Raw genomic sequence first — 17,259 nt, 5'->3', positions numbered from 1 at the left:
ATCGTTCCACCCATGGAACAGTCAGCCTTGCAAGAAACCGAGCACCTGTTCGGCAGCCATGACCGGGTCTTCCTGCATGAAACAATGCCCGCCGGCAACCTGCCTGCCGCTGACATGAGGGTTGAGCGCCGCCAGGCGGTTCACCGAATGGGGCACGAAGGGGTAAGTGTGCTCGCCGTAAAGCACCCGCGTGGGCGTGCGGATCGCCGCCAGGCTCGCCCACATGCGTTTGGGGAACGAACTGAAGATTTCCACTTCGCGGCTGGGCCGGCACTTGAGCACCACCGCTTCGCCACAGTCGCCGATGGCATGCTCTACGTAGGCCCGCAACGCCTCATCGGTCCAGCCCTTGAAGATACCCCGCCCATGCAGCGAAGCCAGGGCTGCCTCGCGGTCGGGCCAGTGGCTGCGACGGGTGGCAGCCTTGCGCGCCAGCGTATGACGCTGGTGCAAGCCGACCAGAGCCGCCACGCCCATCACACCCAGCATGCGCCGGCTGAACAGTACCGGGTCAAGCAGCACGGCACGCGTGAACAGTTGCGGCTCACTGGCCAGGATCAGGCCGGTGAGCACGCCACCGAAGCTGTGCCCGACGGCAAAGCGCGGCACGTCGCCATACTCGCCTCGCCCGGCTGCGAAAGCGTCCACCGCCAGCGCAGCGGTCCGGTTCCAGCCACGAAACACCCCACCATGGTCGCTGTCACCATGGCCCTGGACATCGCTGAGCCACAGGTCGAAATGTTCGCCCAGCCGCATCAGCAATGGCTGGTAGGCCAGGCAGCAGAAGCCGTTGCCGTGCAGGAAATGCAGCAACGGCTTGCCACTGGCCGGGGTTCGCCAGCCCCGCAGGGTGAAACCTTCGGCGCATTTGTGGGACCAGGGGATCAACTGCATCGGCTTACTGTACTCGCGGGGTCAGGAAAATGCCGATTCTACAAACAGCAGCGGGTACAGTGAAATCACCAGCAACAAGGCCATCAGGACATTGAACAGCATCAGCCAACGCGGGTTCTGCAACAGGTTGCGCAGGGCACTGCCAAACATCACCCATACCCCAACGCTCGGCAGGTTGACCAGGGCGAACAAGGCGGCAATGACAATGACGTTGGTCACATAGCCTTGCGCCGGCGTGTAGGTGGTGATTGCCCCCACTGCCATCACCCAGGCCTTGGGGTTGACCCACTGGAATGCCGCCGCGCCCCAGAAGCCCAGCGGTTTGCGGGCACTGGACGAAGCGGTGCCGACCGGCCCGGAGGTGGCGATTTTCCAGGCCAGGTACAGCAGGTAGGCGGCGCCGGTGTAGCGCAATACCGTGTACAGCACCGGCCAGGCCTTGAACACCTCCCCCAGGCCCAGGCCAACGGCCAGCACCATGACCATGAAACCGACGCTGATACCCATGGCGTGGGGAATGGAGCGGCGCACGCCGAAATTGACACCCGAGGCCAACAGCATGGTGTTGTTGGGGCCAGGAGTGATGGAAGACACGAAGGCGAACAGCACGAAGGCGGTCAGCAGGTCGGCAGAGGCAAGCATGGCAGGCATTCCACTTTCGTTATGGGTGCTGTCACACTAACGGAGTCCCCTCCTCTACAACCGGTACAGTTTCACTAAATTGTGTAGATACACATCGCTGTACCGCTACTCCCAGACCAAGGAAGCCGTCACCATGAGCCTCACCATTCGCCCTGCCGTTCGCAACGATGCCGAGCAGATCCTGGCCTTCATCACCGAACTGGCTGAGTACGAACGCGCCCGCCACGAGGTAATCGCCAGCGTTGCCGATATCGAGCACAGCCTTTTCGACGAGGGCAGCACCGTGCACAGCCTGATTTGCGAACGCGATGGCCGGGCAATCGGATTCGCCGTGTATTTCTATAGCTACTCGACCTGGCTAGGCCGCAACGGTATCTACCTGGAAGACCTGTACATCACTCCTGAGCAACGCGGCGACGGCGCCGGCCGGCAGTTGCTGCAGCACATTGCCCGCGAGGCGGTGGCGAACAAGTGTGGGCGGCTGGAATGGAGCGTGCTGGACTGGAACGAGCCGGCGATCGGCTTTTACCAGAAGCTGGGTGCCGAGCCGCAGGATGAGTGGGTGCGTTACCGGCTGGATGGGGACAAGCTGGCGGCGTTTGCCCGGGGCTGACCGGGAGCGCTTTGCGTCCGCTTCACAATCCCTGTGGGTGCGGAGTAGCCGAGGCGCCGGCAAACTCGATTCTGGCAATTGACGGCAGCCCCGCCCCATGGTCTCCTTATGCCTCGCGTTCAGGTGCCCCCAATGGGGGTGAAACGGGAAACCGGTGCGTCCCAGGCCCTCCAGCAGGGCCGGACAAGGCCGGTGCTGCCCCCGCAACGGTAAGCGAGCGAAGCGTCTGTACCACTGTGCCCGATCACCCGGCATGGGAAGGTGACGCCTTCCAGGAGCCTGGCTCCTCCTCGCAAGCCCGGAGACCGGCCTGGCGTTCATGAACACCCCGCGGTGGGCGGGCGCTGTTGCATTCCCCTGGGCTGCCACGCTCGGGGCTGCCGCGCTTGCCCGTTGCCCACAAAAAGCAGAGGAACGCGTCATGCCCGTCACCAGCACCAAGCAACACAGCATTACTACCCCCGTTACCCTCAGCCAGCGTGTCGTCATCGCCGTCGGCGCCAGCCTGCTGGGCTTGTGCCTGGTGTACTTCGCTGGCTTCTCGCACATCGAGGCCGTGCACAACGCCGCCCACGACACCCGCCACAGCGCCGCCTTCCCCTGCCACTGAGTACGCCCGATGATCACACGCATTGCCCGTACCGCGGGCTTCAGCGGGTTGCTGGCGGCCTTGCTGCTGACCCTGCTGCAAAGCTTCTGGGTCGCCCCGCTGATTCTCGAGGCAGAAACCTACGAGTCCGCAGCCCCGGTCGGCCAGCACGAGCATGCCGGCGAAGTGGCAGCCCATGAACACAGCGCCGAAGCCTGGTCGCCGGAAGACGGCTGGCAGCGGGTGCTGTCCACCACTGGCGGCAACCTGGTGGTCGCGGTCGGCTTCGCCCTGATCCTCACCGCCCTGTACAGCCTGCGCGAACCCAAGCGTGCCGGCACCGGTGCACTATGGGGCCTGGCCGGCTTCGCAGTGTTCTGCCTGGCCCCGACCCTGGGCCTGCCGCCGGAATTGCCAGGTACTGCCGCCGCCGACCTGGGGCAACGCCAGGCCTGGTGGGTCGGCACCGCCAGCGCCACCGCGCTGGGCCTGGCCCTGCTGGTGTTCGCCCGCCACTGGTTGCTCAAGGCATTTGGCGCCGTGTTGCTGGTCATTCCTCATGTGATCGGTGCGCCGCAACCCGAGGTGCACGAAAGCCTTGCCCCCGCAGCGTTGGAAACCCAGTTCAAAGTGGCCTCCTGGCTGACCAACGCCGCCTTCTGGCTGGCCCTGGGCCTGCTCAGCGCCTGGCTGTTCCGGCGCTCCAATCAGGCCTGATGCCTGCCTTTTACGCTGGCTTCGGCTGCCGCCGGGGTTGCCCGGCGGATACGCTGGAAACATTGCTACGCCAGGCCCTGGCCAACCAGGGCCTGGCGTTGGCCGACCTGCAAGGCATCGCCAGCATCAGCCTGAAGGCCGACGAACCCGGTTTGCAGCAATTGGCTGAACGCCTCGACCTGCCCTTGGTGCTGTACGATACCGCGCAGTTGCAACCTTACGAACCCCAGCTCAGCCACCGCTCCGCCACGGCCCATGCTCACAGCGGCTGCTGGGGTGTGGCAGAGAGTGCGGCACTGGCCCTGGCCTGCCAGCGGGTTGGCACTGCCAGGCTGCTGCTGAAACGCCAGATACTGGGCCCGGCTACCCTCGCCCTGGCCTGTTGAACGCTTCCTCCCCCTCTTTCTCGCAAGGACTTTCCATGACGGTCTACTTCATCGGCGCCGGCCCCGGCGACCCGGAACTGATCACTATCAAGGGCCAACGGCTGATCCGCCAGTGCCCGGTGATCATCTATGCCGGTTCGCTGGTGCCGGCCGCCGTGCTCGAGGGGCACCAGGCCGAGACCGTGATCAACAGCGCCGAGCTGCATCTGGAACAGATCATTGCCGCCATGCGCAGCGCGCATGAACAAGGCCAGGATGTGGCCCGGGTACACAGTGGCGACCCCAGCCTGTACGGCGCCATCGGCGAGCAGATCCGCCACCTGCAAGCGCTGGGCATCGATTACCAGATCATCCCCGGGGTCACCGCCACGGCGGCTAGCGCCGCCCTGCTCGGCTGCGAACTGACCCTGCCCCAGGTAGCGCAGACCGTCATCCTCACCCGCTATGGCGACAGTTCGCCCATGCCGCCCGGCGAGCAACTGGGCGAGCTGGCGCGCCATGGCAGCACCTTGGCGATTCACCTGGGGGTCAAGCACCTGTCGCGTATCGTCGATGAGCTGCTGCCGCACTACGGCGCGCACTGCCCGGTGGCGGTGGTGCATCGTGCTACCTGGCCGGACCAGGACTGGGTGCGCGGTACGCTCGGCGATATCGTCGAGCGCATCGCGGCCAAGGACTTCCGGCGCACGGCGCTGATCCTGGTGGGCCATGTGCTGGGCGACACACCGTTTGCCGAGTCGGCCTTGTATCGCGCCGGGCACGCCCACCTGTATCGGCCTGGCGACTGAGCATTGCCAGGTTCGCCGCAGGCGTAGCAGACTCCGGTTTCCCGCCTGCAAACAGGAGTCATGCCCATGCTGGACCTACGCCCAAACTGCGAGTGCTGCGATACCGACCTGCCGGGTGACAGCCCCGATGCGCTGATCTGCTCCTTCGAATGCACCTTCTGCCGCACCTGCGCGGAAACACGTTTCCAGGGCCGCTGCCCGAACTGCACCGGCCAGCTGGTGGCACGCCCGACACGGGTCGGCCAGGCACTGGCCAACAACCCCGCCTCAACCCAGCGCGTGAGCAAATCACACTCCGCCTGCGCATGACGACTACAAAAACAGGCATCGCCGCTTTGCCAGGGTGATGTCTTTCCCACTTTTTGTAGGACTTTTCAACAGCAAGCACGTGGACTTTCAACACTTCTATACTCGGCATTACCAAATTTCGGGAATGGTCGTATCGTGCAGCGCTTCCGATAACCCCACTTGCAGACGTATTCCTGAGTGATCCAGGAAGCGGACCACATCCTCACAGGAGTTTTCTTCATGACTACCGTGCTGATCGTCGACGACCACCCCATCGTCCGGCTGTCCTTGCGCATGTTGCTCGAACGCGAGCGCTTCCGTGTTGTCGGCGAGGTCGGCAATGGCAGCGAGGTGGCGCAGGTGGCCCGCGACCTGCGACCGGATGTGGTAATTCTCGACATCGGCCTGCCCGGCCTGGATGGCATGGAAGTGATAAAGCGCCTGCAATGCCTGGAGCCGGCGCCCAAGATCATGGTGCTGACCGGCCAGGCCACCGATCTGTATGTGCGGCGCTGCCTGGATGCTGGCATCGGCGCTTTTGTCACCAAGGAAGAAGACCACGAGGCGTTGCTGTTTGCCCTTAAAGCGCTCGTCAAGGGCTACTCGACCTTCCCGCAGATGTCGGTCAATAGCAACTCGCTGGAAAGCGAGCCAGTGCGCCTGTCCAGCCTGTCCAACCGGGAAATGGAGGTGCTGCGGCGCCTGGCGCGCGGCGAGAACAACAAGAATATCGGCACCTGCATGAACCTCAGCGCCAAGACCATAAGCACCTACCGGGGCCGCATCATGGAAAAGCTCAAGACCGAATCACTGGTTGAAATGGTCGACCTGGCCAAGCGCAACAGCGTCTACTGAGCGCTCGATGACAATGAAGCGCCTGCTGGCAAGCGCCCTGCTGGTCATCGGCCTGGCCGGTTCCGGCGCGCTGCTGGCAAACAGCGAACCTCGCCAATTGCTGGCACGCTCGGTCAGCGCCGCGGCCCCGCTTGCGCTGTCCAGCGAAGAGCGGCATTGGCTACAGCAACGCCAGCACCTGGTACTTGGCAGTTCGCGCCCCGACTACCCGCCGCTGGAGATCAATGTCAGCCAGCACGACTACGAAGGCCTCAGCGCCGATTACGCTGGCATCATCGCAGAACAGCTGGGTACCACCATCGAAGTACGACGCTTCGACAGCCGCCACGAAGCCATCGCTGCGCTACGCGACGGCCGTATCGACCTGCTGGGCAGCTCCAACGCCTTCGAGGCAGCGGATGCCCAGCTCAGCCTCAGTTCAAGCTACGCCGACGATCTGCCAGTCATCGTCACCCGCGAGGGGCGCAGCCTGAAGAACACCCCCGACCTCGCCGGCCTGCGCCTGGCCATGGTCGATCATTACCTGCCGGCCAGCAGCGTGCGCAGCCTGTACCCCAAGGCACAATTGAGCCTGTATCGCTCGACCCTGGCCGGGTTGGCCGCCGTCGAACTGGGCGAGGCCGACGCCTACCTGGGCGATGCCATCAGTACCGACTTCGCGATTGGCAAGAGTTATCAGGGCACACTGAAGATCGACCACTTCTGTCAGGTTGCCCCTGGCGCGTTTGCCTTTGCCATGGCCAGTGACAACCCGCGCCTGCAACAGTTGGTCAACAAGGCGCTGGCGCGTATCAGCGAAAGCGAACGCCTGAATATCCTGCGCCGCTGGAGCAGTGGCAACACCAGCCTGCTGCTGCAGCGCCACCTCACCGCCCTGACCGCCGAAGAAGAAGCCTGGATAGCTGCCAACCCCAACGTCAGCGTGCTGGTCAACACTTCGCTGGCGCCACTGACCTTCAACGACACCAAGCACCGCCCCAGCGGCATCACCCTCGAGCTGCTCAAGCAGATCTCGCTGCGCACGGGGCTGCATTTCAAGCCGGTTGAAAGCCCGTCGGCGCAGGCAATGATCGAGCGCCTGGCGCGCGGGGATGCGCAGATGATCGGCGCATTGGGTTACAGCACAGACCGTTCGAAACAACTGCGCTATACCCGCCCCTACCTGGTCAGCCCGCGAGTGCTGGTCACCCGTGGCGACAATGCATCACCGCCGCAGGCCATGGCGCTGGATGGCATGCGCATCGCCGTGGTACGCGGTTCGCCGCAACGGGCCGTGCTGCAACAACGCTACCCGCAGGCCAGGATGGTCGAGGTGGACAACCCGCTCGGCCTGATGGAGGCCGTGGCCAACGGTGCCGCCGACGTCGCCCTGAGCAGCCATATCAATGCCGCCTACTACATCAGCCATGTGTTCAAGGACCGCCTGCGCATTGCCAGCGTGCTCGACGACGACCCGGCCATCGCCGCCTTCGCCGTGGCCGCGGACCAGCCACAGCTGCAGGCAATCCTCGACAAGGCGCTGCTGAGCATTCCACCCGAAGAGCTGGACCAGTTGATCAACCGCTGGCGCACCACCACCCTGGTCAGTGACAGCCCTTGGCGCGACTACCGCACGCTGGCCTTGCAAGTGCTGGTGCTGTCGGCCTTGCTGCTGGCCGGGGTGGTGTTCTGGAACAGCTACCTGCGCAAGCTGATCAACCAGCGCACCGAGGCCCAGCATGCCCTGCAAGCGCAACTTGCGCTTAGCCGCGGCCTGCTTGAACAGCTGCGCCAGGCCAAGGACGACGCCGAACAGGCCAGCCAGACCAAAAGCACCTTCCTGGCCACCATGAGCCATGAAATCCGTACCCCGATGAATGCCGTGATCGGCCTGCTGGAGTTGGCCCTGGAAGACAGCCGCGGCGGCCGCTGCGACACCCAGACCCTGCAGACCGCCCACGATTCGGCCATTGGCCTGCTTGAGCTGATCGGCGATATTCTCGACATTTCCCGTATCGAATCCGGGCATATCACCCTGCAGCCAGTGCCCACCAACCTGGTAGAGCTGGTACGCGCCACCGTGCGGGTATTCGAAGGCAATGCAAGGGCCAAAGGCCTGCACCTGCACAGCGAACTGCCCGCTGCGCCGGTGTGGGTGCTGGCTGATCCACTGCGCCTCAAGCAGGTCTTGTCCAATCTTATCAGCAACGCCATCAAGTTCACCGACAGCGGTGAAGTCCAGGCCAGCCTGCTACTGCCCTCGCCCACCGACACTGACAGCCTGGCAGTAGAGCTGAGTGTGCGAGACACCGGCATCGGCATCAGCCCTGCCGACCAGGCCCGGCTGTTCAATACCTTCGTCCAGGCCGACGGCCCCCGGGCACGCCAGGGCGCCGGCCTGGGACTGGTCATCAGCCGCACGCTGGCCGAGTTGATGGGCGGTACCTTGAACTTGCAGAGCGTCGAAGGCCTTGGCACCAAGGTGCAGGTCAGCCTGCAGCTGCCCGCCTGCGCTGCACCGGTGCAGGCCGACCAGCACGACCCTGTGCTGGAAAAAAGCAGCGGCCCTTTGAACATACTGGTGGTCGACGACTACCCCGCCAACCTGCTGCTGCTGGAGCGGCAACTGCATACCCTGGGGCATCGGGTCACGCTGGCGGAAAACGGGGAAATCGCGCTGGCACGCTGGCAGGCTGCGCGCTTTGACCTGGTAATCACCGACTGCAGCATGCCGGTCATGGACGGCCACGAACTGACCCGCCGTATCCGCAGCCTCGAGGGCGAACGCGGCCTGGCGGCATGCCGCATTCTCGGCGTCACCGCCAACGCCCAGGCCGAGGAGCGTGCCCGCTGCCTGGCCAGCGGCATGGACGAATGCCTGTTCAAACCCATCGGCCTGCGTACGCTCAAGACCCACCTGCCCCACGCCCACGCCCGGCAACAGCCGACAGCACGGCGCGCCAGCGGGTTCAACCTTGGCGAACTGCGCCACCTGACCCAGGACGACGAACAACTGACGCGGAACTTGCTGCAGCAGTTGTCACAAAGCGTCAGCGAAGACCTGGCCACCTTGCGGGCGTTGCCAGCAGAGGCCCCCGGCGAAACTTTGCGCGCCTTGGCTCACCGGATCAAAGGTGGTGCGAAGATGCTCAAGGTACGCACGCTGGTCAAGGATTGCGAAGCCATCGAGCAGGCCCACGACCAAGGCCTGCCGACGGTTGACCTTCGCCTGCAATTACAGGCCAGCCTGGAGACCCTGCTGGACGAGCTGGGCGATGTGCTCAGTGCAATTGCAGCGTCGAACTGATCTGGCTGATAGCGTTTACCACGTGCCGTGAACCCTGCTGGATTTCCATGATCACCGTACCGGCTTCGTTGGCCAGCGCCACACCATGGCCGGTACGCTTCAGGCTCGACTGCATGCTGGCCACGGCCAACAGCGACAGGTCGTGGTTCTGCCGCACCACGTCGACGATTTCCAGGGTAGCCTTGCTGGTTCGCGCCGCCAGGCTGCGCACCTCGTCGGCCACCACGGCAAAACCGCGCCCGTGCTCGCCGGCGCGGGCCGCCTCTATGGCTGCGTTCAAAGCCAACAGGTTGGTCTGGTCGGCAATGCCACGGATGGTCAGCACTATCTGCCCGATCACATCCGACTGCTTGCTCACCGCATCGATACTGCGTGCCGCGTCGTTGAGTTCATGGGAAATCTGCTCGATGACCTGTACCGCTTGCTGTACTACTTCGGTGCCTTTGCGCGCGCAGGCATCGGTCTGTACCGAACTGGCATGGGCAGCATCGGCCGCGCTTTGCTGGGTGCTGACCTGGCGGGTGATGTCGGTGGCGAACTTCACTACCTTGTACAAGCGGCCCTTGCTGTCGAAGATCGGGTTGTAGGAGGCCTCCAGATAGACCGTCTGGCCATGTTTGTCGACACGCTCGAAACGGTGCGAGTGGTACTCGCCGCGGTTGAGCGATGCCCAGAACTCGCGGTACTCGGCCGATTCGCGCTCATGCGCGAGGCAGAACAGCCCATGATGGCGGCCAACCACCTCCTCCAGACGATAGCCCATAGTGTCGAGGAAGTTCTGGTTGGCCTTGATCACCCGGCCTTGCGGGGTGAATTCGATCACCGCCATGGAGCGGCTGATGGCTTTGAGCAGGCTTTCGCTCTCGTGCTCCTCCATCACTCGCTGGCTGATGTCGGATGCCACCTTGATCACGCTGGTGACCTGGCGCTGTTCGTCCATTACCGGCATGTAGCTGGCTTCCAGCCAGACCTCGCGGCCGGCCTTGTCGATGCGCTCGAAGGTACCGCTGATGGCCTTGCCCTGCCCCAGTTCACGCCACAGTTGCTGGTATTCGGCGCTCTTCGCGTAGCCCGGATCGCAGAACAGCCGATGGTGCTTGCCGCGCAACTCCTCGGCGCTGTAGCCCATGGCCTGGCAGAAGCGCTCATTGGCATCGAGGATCGTGCCGTCGGGGGTGAACTCGATCATTGCCATGGAGCGGCTGATCGCCGCCAGCTTGGCCTGCAAGCTGGCCAAGGCCTCATGACTGCGCTGGATTTCGACCAGATCGGACTTGCGGTGGAAATCGAACATGACGCCGGGCTCCTGTATGCGCGGTGTCCTGAGCATAGATCGCCGTTAGCGCCATGCAAGCACAGTGCTATCACCTTGTAATTATTGCATTCGTAGTACGGAGCGCGCTTCTTGACCGGGATGGGCAAGCGCCCGGGCTCAGGAACTCTCCCGCACCATCAACTCGAAGCCCAGGTCCTGCTGCGCATTCGGTACCCGCTTGCCATCGAGCAACGCCAGCAGCGCCTGCGCCGCACCGCGCCCTACGGCGGCCCGAGGCGTGCGAATCGAGGTCAGCCGCGGCACCATGTGCGCCGAAGCTGGCAGGTCGTTGAAACCGACCATCGCCACCTGCCGAGGCACCTCCACCCCTTGGCGCAATGCCTGCAGCACCGCGCCCTGGGCCAGGTCGTCGTTGCAGAAGAAGATACCGTCCACATCCGGCGCCTGCTGCAACAGCTGGCTGAACAACGCGCTGCCCAAGGCAATCGAAGACGGCTCCGGCGCCAGCACTTCCAGCTCGGCCGCCTGCAAGCCGGCCTCGGCCAACGCCTGGCGGAACCCTTCGGCACGCTGCATCACCCGAGGGTCGAGCTGGGCGGCAATGAACGCCAGGCGCTTGCGCCCGCGCTCGATCAGGTGGCGGGCCGCGGCACGCCCGGCCTGCTGCTGCGAGAAGCCGACCGACAACGCCCCGGCCTCGCCATTCAGTTCCATCATGTGCACACAGGGTACGCCACTGGCCGCCAGCATCTGCCGCGATGCCTCGCTGCGCTCGAAACCGGTCAACAGCATGCCGCAGGGCTGGTAGGCCAGGTAATTGCGGATGAGGTTCTCTTCTTCGGCAAGATCGTAGTGATAGTTGCCAATCAGCACCTCGAGCCCGCGTGGGCGCATGACCTCATGAATGGCTTCCAGGGTGTCGATGAACAACTGGTTGGACAGCGACGGGATCAATACCACCACCGACTGGCTGCGCGCCGACGCCAGGGCGCGAGCTGCCGGGTTGGCCACATAGCCGAGGCTGGCCGCGGCAGCAACGACCTTTTCCACCAGCGCCGGCGCAACCGTGCTCACCCCACGCAGGGCGCGCGAGGCGGTAATCGGGGAAACCCCGGAAAGCCTGGCGACTTCTGCCAGGGTGGGACGACCTGTGGTACGGGAGCCGGTGCGAGACATGGATGTTGTAATTTTACTACTTGCAAGGAGAGGGAACGGCCACTAAGGTAGCGCTGTCTCAGGACGCAGGCAATGTAATCTTTGGTAGCAGCCACCGCGCGCTCGCCGCCAAGCGTCCATACTGCGTAAGGACAAGATCAATAACACCGGGGAGGAGGCTGTTCGTCGACGACGAGACAGCGCTATCTCCCCCGCAGGAGGTACTGATGAATTCTCCCCTGTCCGCCATCGTGGTGATGGGCGTGGCCGGATGCGGCAAAAGCTGCATCGGCGCTGCCATCGCCGCCCGAAGCGGCGGTCGCCTGATCGAAGGCGACGCTTTCCACCCTGCCGAAAACATCCGCAAGATGAGCGCTGGCATCCCCCTGGACGACAGCGACCGTGCTGGCTGGCTGGTGCGTCTTGGTGAGGAGCTGCAAGCCACGACCCAGGCCGGGGAACGTCCAATCCTGACCTGTTCGGCCCTCAAGCGCCGCTATCGCGACTCCCTGCGCGGTGCCATGCCCGGGCTGGTGTTCGTGTTCCTCGAGCTGTCACCCGCCGAGGCGGAAAAACGCGTGCTGGCCCGCCCAGGGCATTTCATGCCGGCGAGCCTCATCGACAGCCAGTTCGCTGCCCTGGAGCCGCCACACGGCGAACCGCTGACTATCGCGCTTGACGCCACCAAGCCCATCGAAGCGCTTGCTGATGAGGTGGACCGCTGGCTAAAGGGCCGCGGTGAGCCGGGCCTGGCACAAACCGCCTGACCCCGGCGGCTTTCTCGGCTCACCCAAGACAGCGCTACCCTGCCCCGCAAGCGCAAGCAAAGTTGCAAAAAAGCTACGCCAAAACAACGATAAGACCGAGGCCTTCAAACCATGTTCGGACTGGCTACTGATACCTTCCTGCTGCTCGACGCGCTGGTTACCATCGTCGGGCTGATCCTGCTGATCACCCATTTCAAAGTCCACCCCTTCGTCGCCCTGACCATCGCGGCCGGCTTCCTTGGTCTGACCTCCGGCATGCCGGTGGCCAAGGTCATGAAGTCGTTCCAGGACGGTTTCGGCGGCGTTCTGGGCTTCGTCGGCATCGTGCTCGCCCTGGGCACCATGCTTGGCAAGCTGATGGCCGACTCCGGAGGGGCCGACCAGATCGCGCAAACGCTCATTCGAGCCTTCGGCAAGAAGAACGTGCACTGGGCGATGATGTTCGCCGCTTTCCTGGTCGGCATCCCGCTGTTCTTCGAGATCGGCTTCGTGCTGCTGATTCCGCTGGTGTTCATCGTCGCCCGGCGCTCAGGCGTGTCGCTGATCAAGATCGGCATTCCGCTGCTGGCCGGCCTGTCGGTGGTGCACGGCCTGGTACCCCCGCACCCGGGCCCGCTGCTGGCGATCGGCATCTTCCACGCCGACATCGGCAAGACCATCTTCTATGGCCTGATCGTGGCGCTGCCTACCGCCATCATCGCCGGTCCGCTGTTCGGTAACTTCATTTCCCGCTACATCCCGGGCACCCCGTCCCAGGAGTTGATGGATCAGATCGCCAAGGAGTCCGACCAGGGCAATTTGCCGAGCTTCACCATCACTCTGATCACCGTGCTGCTGCCGGTGGTGCTGATGCTGCTGAAGACCTTCGCCGACGTGGTACTGCCGGCCGAGCATATCGTGCGCCAGTGGATGGACCTGATCGGCCACCCCATCACCGCCTTGCTCGCTGCCCTGCTGCTGGCCTTCTATACCTTTGGCTCGGCCCGTGGCTTCAACCGCCAGCAGATCATGAAGATGCTCGACCAGAGCCTGGCACCGACTGCGGCGATCGTGCTGATCGTGGGTGCAGGTGGCGGCTTCAAGCAGATGCTGGTAGACACCGGGGTGGGCAACGTGATCGGGCAGATGGCCGTGCAGGCGGAGATTTCGCCCATCATGCTGGCCTGGCTGGTCGCGGCGGTAATCCGCATCGCCACCGGCTCCGCCACGGTTGCCACCATCACCGGCGCGGGCATCGTGGCACCGGTGATCGACCTGGTGCCGGGGGTCAACCGTGAACTGCTGGTGCTGGCCACCGGCGCCGGTTCGTTGATCCTGTCCCATGTCAACGACGCCGGCTTCTGGCTGGTGAAGCAGTACTTCAACATGACCGTGGCGGAAACGTTCAAGACCTGGAGCATGATGGAGACCATCCTGTCGATCGTCGGCATCATCTTCATCATGTTGCTGTCGCTGGTGGTGTAACCGTTGATCGGGGTAATGGCACCTTGAAGCTTCGGGTAGGGCCGAAGGGAAGTATCAGCCCTGCCCGAAGCAAAGGAGTCTGCCATGCCCCGTTCAAGCATCCTGCTGATTGCCCTGCTCGCCGCGCCATTTGCCATGGCTGCCGGCACCGGCCCCACCTACCCCGACGACCCGCACAACCCAGCGCCCAAGCCGGGTGCGGACAGTACCCTCAACCCGATCGAAAAGCCCATGCCGCGGGACACCGACCCGCGCATACAAGGCAACGACCCGGACAGCCCGCCAGCTGAACAGAATGACAACCGGGATTTGCCGGGGATGGATGGCAGTGGTTCGGAAGGTACCGGGCGGCAGGGGGAAGCCGATAATCAGCGTTGATCAATGCCCTCAAATTCTAAAAGTTGCCGCAATCCCTGTAGGAGCGGCCTTGTGTCGCGAAAGGGCCGCAACGCGGCCCCAGGATTGATGCGCAACAGTTGAAATTGCTGGGGCTGCTTTGCAGCCCTTTCGCGACACAAGGCCGCTCCTACAGGTACAGCGACAACCTCGAGGCAATACCGCTCCCGCAAGCCCCTTGCTCACCACTGGCGTTTGTCCGGCCGGGTCAGCCCCAGCTTCTCGATCCGGTACCGCAGCATGTCCCGCGACAGCCCGAGCATGCGAGCCGACTTGGTCACGTTCCAGTCCGTGCGATCCAGGGTCTTGCATACCAGGTCGCGCTCCATGTCCGGCAGGCTGGTGCCGGGCTCGGGTTCGTGCCGGGGCATTTCGAACACTGCAGGCGTCGCCTGCTGCACGAGCGGCTCGTCGATCAGGGTCATGCACAGGTTGAGCTGGTGCGCCTGCACCACCTCGTTCGGTGCCAGCAGCACGGTCTGCTCCAGCATGTTGCGCAGTTCGCGCACATTGCCTGGCCAGCTGTAACCGAGCATCAGGTTTTCCGCCTCGGCGGAAAAGCGCAGGTTCGGCTTGCCATAACGCCGGCCATGATGAGCCAGGAAATGCCGCGCCAGCAGCAGCACGTCCTGCCCGCGGGCGTACAGGCGCGGTACCTTCAGGGCTATGATGCGCAGGCGGAAGAACAGGTCGCGGCGGAACTTGCCCTGTTGCACCATCTGTTCCAGGTTGCAGTTGGTAGCGCTGATCACCCGCAGGTCGACCTTGCGCTCCTTCACCGCGCCGATCCGGCGGATACTGCGGTCTTCCAGCAACTTGAGCAGCTTGGCCTGCAGCACCAGGTCCATCTCGCCAATCTCGTCGAGGAACAAGGTGCCGCCATCGGCAGCCTCCACCAGGCCCACCCGGCGCTCCTTGGCATCGGTAAAGGCGCCTTTCTCGTGGCCGAACAGCTCGGCCTCCAGCAGGTTGGCCGGGATCGAGGCGCAGTTGAATTCGATGAACGGCCCCTTGCTGCGCGAACCGTCGAAATGCAGGGCGCGGGCGACCAACTCCTTGCCGGTACCGGTCTCGCCTTCGATCAGCACCGGTGGCAAGTCGTCACTGGCCATGCGCCGCTCGGCATCCAGCACCTGGCGCAGGGTGTGCTTGAGCGTGAGCATCGTCGGTGATTCGCCGATCAACGCCTGCAACCCGGACTTCTGCGCCTCGCGCTCCTGGTAGAACGACAACGTGCGCTCCATGCGCTCGGCAGCCAGCGCCTTGTCCAGGGTCAGCTTGAGCTCGGCCAGCACAACCGGCTTGGTCAGGTAATGGAAGGCGCCTTCCTTCATTGCCTGCACGGCATCTTCCACATTGCCGTAGCCGGTCATCATGATCACTTTCAGGTCCGGCACCTGCGCCACCAAGGTACGCAGCAGGTCGTGCCCGCTCATGCCCGGCAGCGAGTTGTCGGTCAGCACCGCATCGGGCTGGCCCCGCTTGATCTGCTCCAGCGCCAGCTCCGCACTGTGGCACACGGTGACCTCGAAGCCCTTGAGGCCAAGGTAGGTGCGAATGTTGTCGGCGAGAATTTCATCATCCTCGACTACCAGGATGCTGTGCTCCATGGTCCCCTCCCGCTGCGATATTGAATATGAGGCTGACGCGGGTTCCTTCCTCTTCGCGGCTGCTCAGGCTGACCGAGCCGCCAAAACGCTCCATGATGCGTTTGACCAGGGCCAGGCCTACGCCAAGGCCACCCTGCTTGGTGGTGTAGAACGGCTTGAATACCATCCGCTCCTGCTGGTTGCTCATGCCCTTGCCGGTATCGCTGAGGACGAACTCGGCACGCTGCCCATCCTGCACATTGACCTGGGCGCGCAGCATGCCGCCTTCAGGCATGGCTTCCAGGGCATTGGAGAACAGGGTATTGAGAATCTGCGTGAGCTGCAGGGGCTGGCTGGCCACCCATTGTGACCCGGGGCCTTCGTAGCAAAAGCGTACACCGTTGCGTTCGATCTGCTGGGCGAAGGCCAAATGGGTGTCCTCGATGGCGGTCACCAAGTCCACGGCCTCGGCTTCGTCACTGGTCGGGCGCAGCGAAACCAGCAGGTCACGCACCCAGCGCGACATGCGGTCGACCTGGCTGATGATGTCGGTGATGTTCTTCTGCGCTGCGGGGTTGGCGATTTCCTGGGCCAGTTCGGCGCTGGAGCGAATGTTCGCCAGCGGGTTGCGCAAGCTATGGGCCACCGCCGAGGACATCTCGCCCAGGGCCACATAGGTTTCACTGGCAACCAGCCGGTCCTGCTGCAGGTGCAGCAGCTGCGCCGCGCGGCGCACTATCCAGAACAGGCCGAAGTAGACCAGCGCCCCGCCTACCAGGGTCGATGCCCATATCAACACGTAGCCGCGCTGGATGCGCCGAACCAGATCCTGCGGTTCCTTGTAGATTTCCACCATGGCCAGCACCTGCTCGCCCTGGCTGTCGAACAGCGGGATGTAGTTCTCGATGAACAGGTAGCGCGGTTCACGCTGAAACTTCTGCTCTTCACGGTCATCATCGGCCTGGTGGTAGCTGGCCGACACTGCCTTGCGCGAGTGGAAGGCGCGGTCGAGGTCGCCATCGGCCTCGATGCGCTTGCCGATCAGCTCCGGGTTGGTCGACCAGACGATGGTTCGGTCACGTGCATAGACGTTGGCCAGCAAGGTGTCGGGCAGGTGGTCGACATGGTCGAGGAACTCGACCCGGGTCGATTCAGCCAGCTCCGGGGTGAATTGCAAATGCTGCTGGTCCAGCCGCGGGTCAAGCAACTCGCCCATGGTTGTGCCGGGTGGCAACTGCGAATGGCGCACTTCGGCCTGGGCCATGGCCTGGATGAACTGGGCGGTGAGCATGGCATCGCGCTCGACGCTGTCGCGCACCACGAAACGCGTCGACACATAACCCAGCCCGCCCGCCACCGAGGCGATGATCAGCAGGCTGATAACCGAAAACCAGCGCAGCAGATTGAATTCGCGCAATGGCACCGCCACACCGCTGGCGCTAGTACTGGCCTTGTCGGCAACTTCATTATCCAGCATCTGCATCGCGTGCTTCCCGCGCAGGACGTCCGTTCAGAAAAGCCTCAAGGCGACGAACAGTAGCCAATTGATAGCAC

17 protein-coding genes and 1 riboswitch are annotated in these 17,259 nt (G+C 63.8%); of the genes, 11 read left to right on the top strand and 6 right to left on the bottom strand.

The window, feature by feature from the left end; all coding sequences use genetic code 11:
• Positions 1-21: 21 nt before the first annotated feature.
• Both J5M58_RS14485 and J5M58_RS14480 read right to left on the bottom strand, forming a co-directional pair.
• Positions 22-894, bottom strand: coding sequence for an alpha/beta fold hydrolase (locus tag J5M58_RS14485; RefSeq protein WP_207878544.1), 873 nt, complete (start codon positions 892-894; stop codon positions 22-24).
• A gap of 21 nt (positions 895-915) precedes the next feature.
• A complete protein-coding gene (locus tag J5M58_RS14480) occupies positions 916-1,545 on the bottom strand; it encodes a LysE family translocator (protein WP_181457345.1) in 630 nt (209 codons plus the stop codon).
• Between the two features lie 124 nt (positions 1,546-1,669).
• On the opposite strand from J5M58_RS14480, the gene J5M58_RS14475 reads away from it, so the two are divergent.
• The 8 genes from J5M58_RS14475 to J5M58_RS14440 all read left to right on the top strand — a co-directional run bounded on the left by J5M58_RS14475 (position 1,670) and on the right by J5M58_RS14440 (position 9,058).
• Positions 1,670-2,149 carry a GNAT family N-acetyltransferase gene (locus J5M58_RS14475; RefSeq protein WP_112252460.1) on the top strand — a complete coding sequence of 160 codons (480 nt, stop codon included), beginning with the start codon at positions 1,670-1,672 and terminating at the stop codon, positions 2,147-2,149.
• Between the two features lie 104 nt (positions 2,150-2,253).
• Positions 2,254-2,478, top strand: a riboswitch (cobalamin riboswitch).
• 92 nt (positions 2,479-2,570) lie between these two features.
• Positions 2,571-2,759, top strand: a complete 189-nt coding sequence (locus J5M58_RS14470; protein WP_207878541.1) for a CbtB domain-containing protein — start codon at positions 2,571-2,573, stop codon at positions 2,757-2,759.
• A gap of 9 nt (positions 2,760-2,768) precedes the next feature.
• Complete coding sequence (locus tag J5M58_RS14465) at positions 2,769-3,455, top strand: CbtA family protein (protein ID WP_112252461.1); 687 nt, start codon at positions 2,769-2,771, stop codon at positions 3,453-3,455.
• Entirely contained in the window at positions 3,455-3,841 is a 387-nt protein-coding gene (locus tag J5M58_RS14460) for a cobalamin biosynthesis protein (protein ID WP_207878538.1), read from the top strand. The genes J5M58_RS14465 and J5M58_RS14460 overlap by 1 nt, the downstream gene beginning before the upstream one ends.
• 35 nt (positions 3,842-3,876) lie before the next feature.
• The gene (gene cobM, locus J5M58_RS14455) at positions 3,877-4,629 is read left to right on the top strand and encodes a precorrin-4 C(11)-methyltransferase (RefSeq protein ID WP_207878535.1); all 753 of its coding nucleotides are present in this window, start codon (positions 3,877-3,879) and stop codon (positions 4,627-4,629) included.
• 66 nt (positions 4,630-4,695) lie between these two features.
• Positions 4,696-4,938, top strand: a complete 243-nt coding sequence (locus J5M58_RS14450) for a DUF1272 domain-containing protein (RefSeq protein WP_013972792.1) — start codon at positions 4,696-4,698, stop codon at positions 4,936-4,938.
• A 219-nt stretch (positions 4,939-5,157) separates the two neighbouring features.
• Positions 5,158-5,772 carry a response regulator transcription factor gene (locus tag J5M58_RS14445; protein WP_015270527.1) on the top strand — a complete coding sequence of 205 codons (615 nt, stop codon included), beginning with the start codon at positions 5,158-5,160 and terminating at the stop codon, positions 5,770-5,772.
• Between the two features lie 13 nt (positions 5,773-5,785).
• Entirely contained in the window at positions 5,786-9,058 is a 3,273-nt protein-coding gene (locus J5M58_RS14440; RefSeq protein ID WP_207878563.1) for a transporter substrate-binding domain-containing protein, read from the top strand.
• Here J5M58_RS14440 and J5M58_RS28315 read toward each other — a convergent pair.
• A complete protein-coding gene (locus tag J5M58_RS28315; protein WP_207878532.1) occupies positions 9,033-10,352 on the bottom strand; it encodes a PAS domain-containing methyl-accepting chemotaxis protein in 1,320 nt (439 codons plus the stop codon). The two genes, J5M58_RS14440 and J5M58_RS28315, sit on opposite strands and share 26 nt — an antisense overlap.
• Before the next feature lie 138 nt (positions 10,353-10,490).
• Complete coding sequence (locus J5M58_RS14430; RefSeq protein ID WP_112252466.1) at positions 10,491-11,510, bottom strand: LacI family DNA-binding transcriptional regulator; 1,020 nt, start codon at positions 11,508-11,510, stop codon at positions 10,491-10,493.
• Between the two features lie 206 nt (positions 11,511-11,716).
• Between J5M58_RS14430 and J5M58_RS14425 the strand changes: the two genes are divergently transcribed.
• The 3 genes from J5M58_RS14425 (at position 11,717) to J5M58_RS14415 (ending at position 14,098) form a co-directional block, all read left to right on the top strand.
• Positions 11,717-12,256: a gluconokinase gene (locus tag J5M58_RS14425; protein ID WP_112252467.1), complete on the top strand. Its 540-nt coding sequence runs from the start codon at positions 11,717-11,719 to the stop codon at positions 12,254-12,256.
• A 111-nt stretch (positions 12,257-12,367) separates the two neighbouring features.
• Positions 12,368-13,720 carry a GntP family permease gene (locus tag J5M58_RS14420; protein WP_112252468.1) on the top strand — a complete coding sequence of 451 codons (1,353 nt, stop codon included), beginning with the start codon at positions 12,368-12,370 and terminating at the stop codon, positions 13,718-13,720.
• Between the two features lie 84 nt (positions 13,721-13,804).
• The gene (locus J5M58_RS14415; RefSeq protein WP_112252469.1) at positions 13,805-14,098 is read left to right on the top strand and encodes a hypothetical protein; all 294 of its coding nucleotides are present in this window, start codon (positions 13,805-13,807) and stop codon (positions 14,096-14,098) included.
• 200 nt (positions 14,099-14,298) lie between these two features.
• Here J5M58_RS14415 and J5M58_RS14410 read toward each other — a convergent pair whose 3' ends face one another.
• On the bottom strand, positions 14,299-15,726 hold the full coding sequence (locus tag J5M58_RS14410) for a sigma-54 dependent transcriptional regulator (protein ID WP_112252470.1): 1,428 nt from the start codon (positions 15,724-15,726) through the stop codon (positions 14,299-14,301).
• On the bottom strand, positions 15,695-17,188 hold the full coding sequence (locus J5M58_RS14405) for a HAMP domain-containing sensor histidine kinase (RefSeq protein WP_207878529.1): 1,494 nt from the start codon (positions 17,186-17,188) through the stop codon (positions 15,695-15,697). The genes J5M58_RS14410 and J5M58_RS14405 overlap by 32 nt, the downstream gene beginning before the upstream one ends.
• Between the last annotated feature and the right edge of the window lie 71 nt (positions 17,189-17,259).

Source organism: Pseudomonas sp. 32_A (assembly GCF_017490905.1).
Classification (GTDB): Bacteria; Pseudomonadota; Gammaproteobacteria; order Pseudomonadales; family Pseudomonadaceae; genus Aquipseudomonas; species Aquipseudomonas inefficax.
This window is presented reverse-complemented; position numbering and strand designations above follow the sequence as displayed.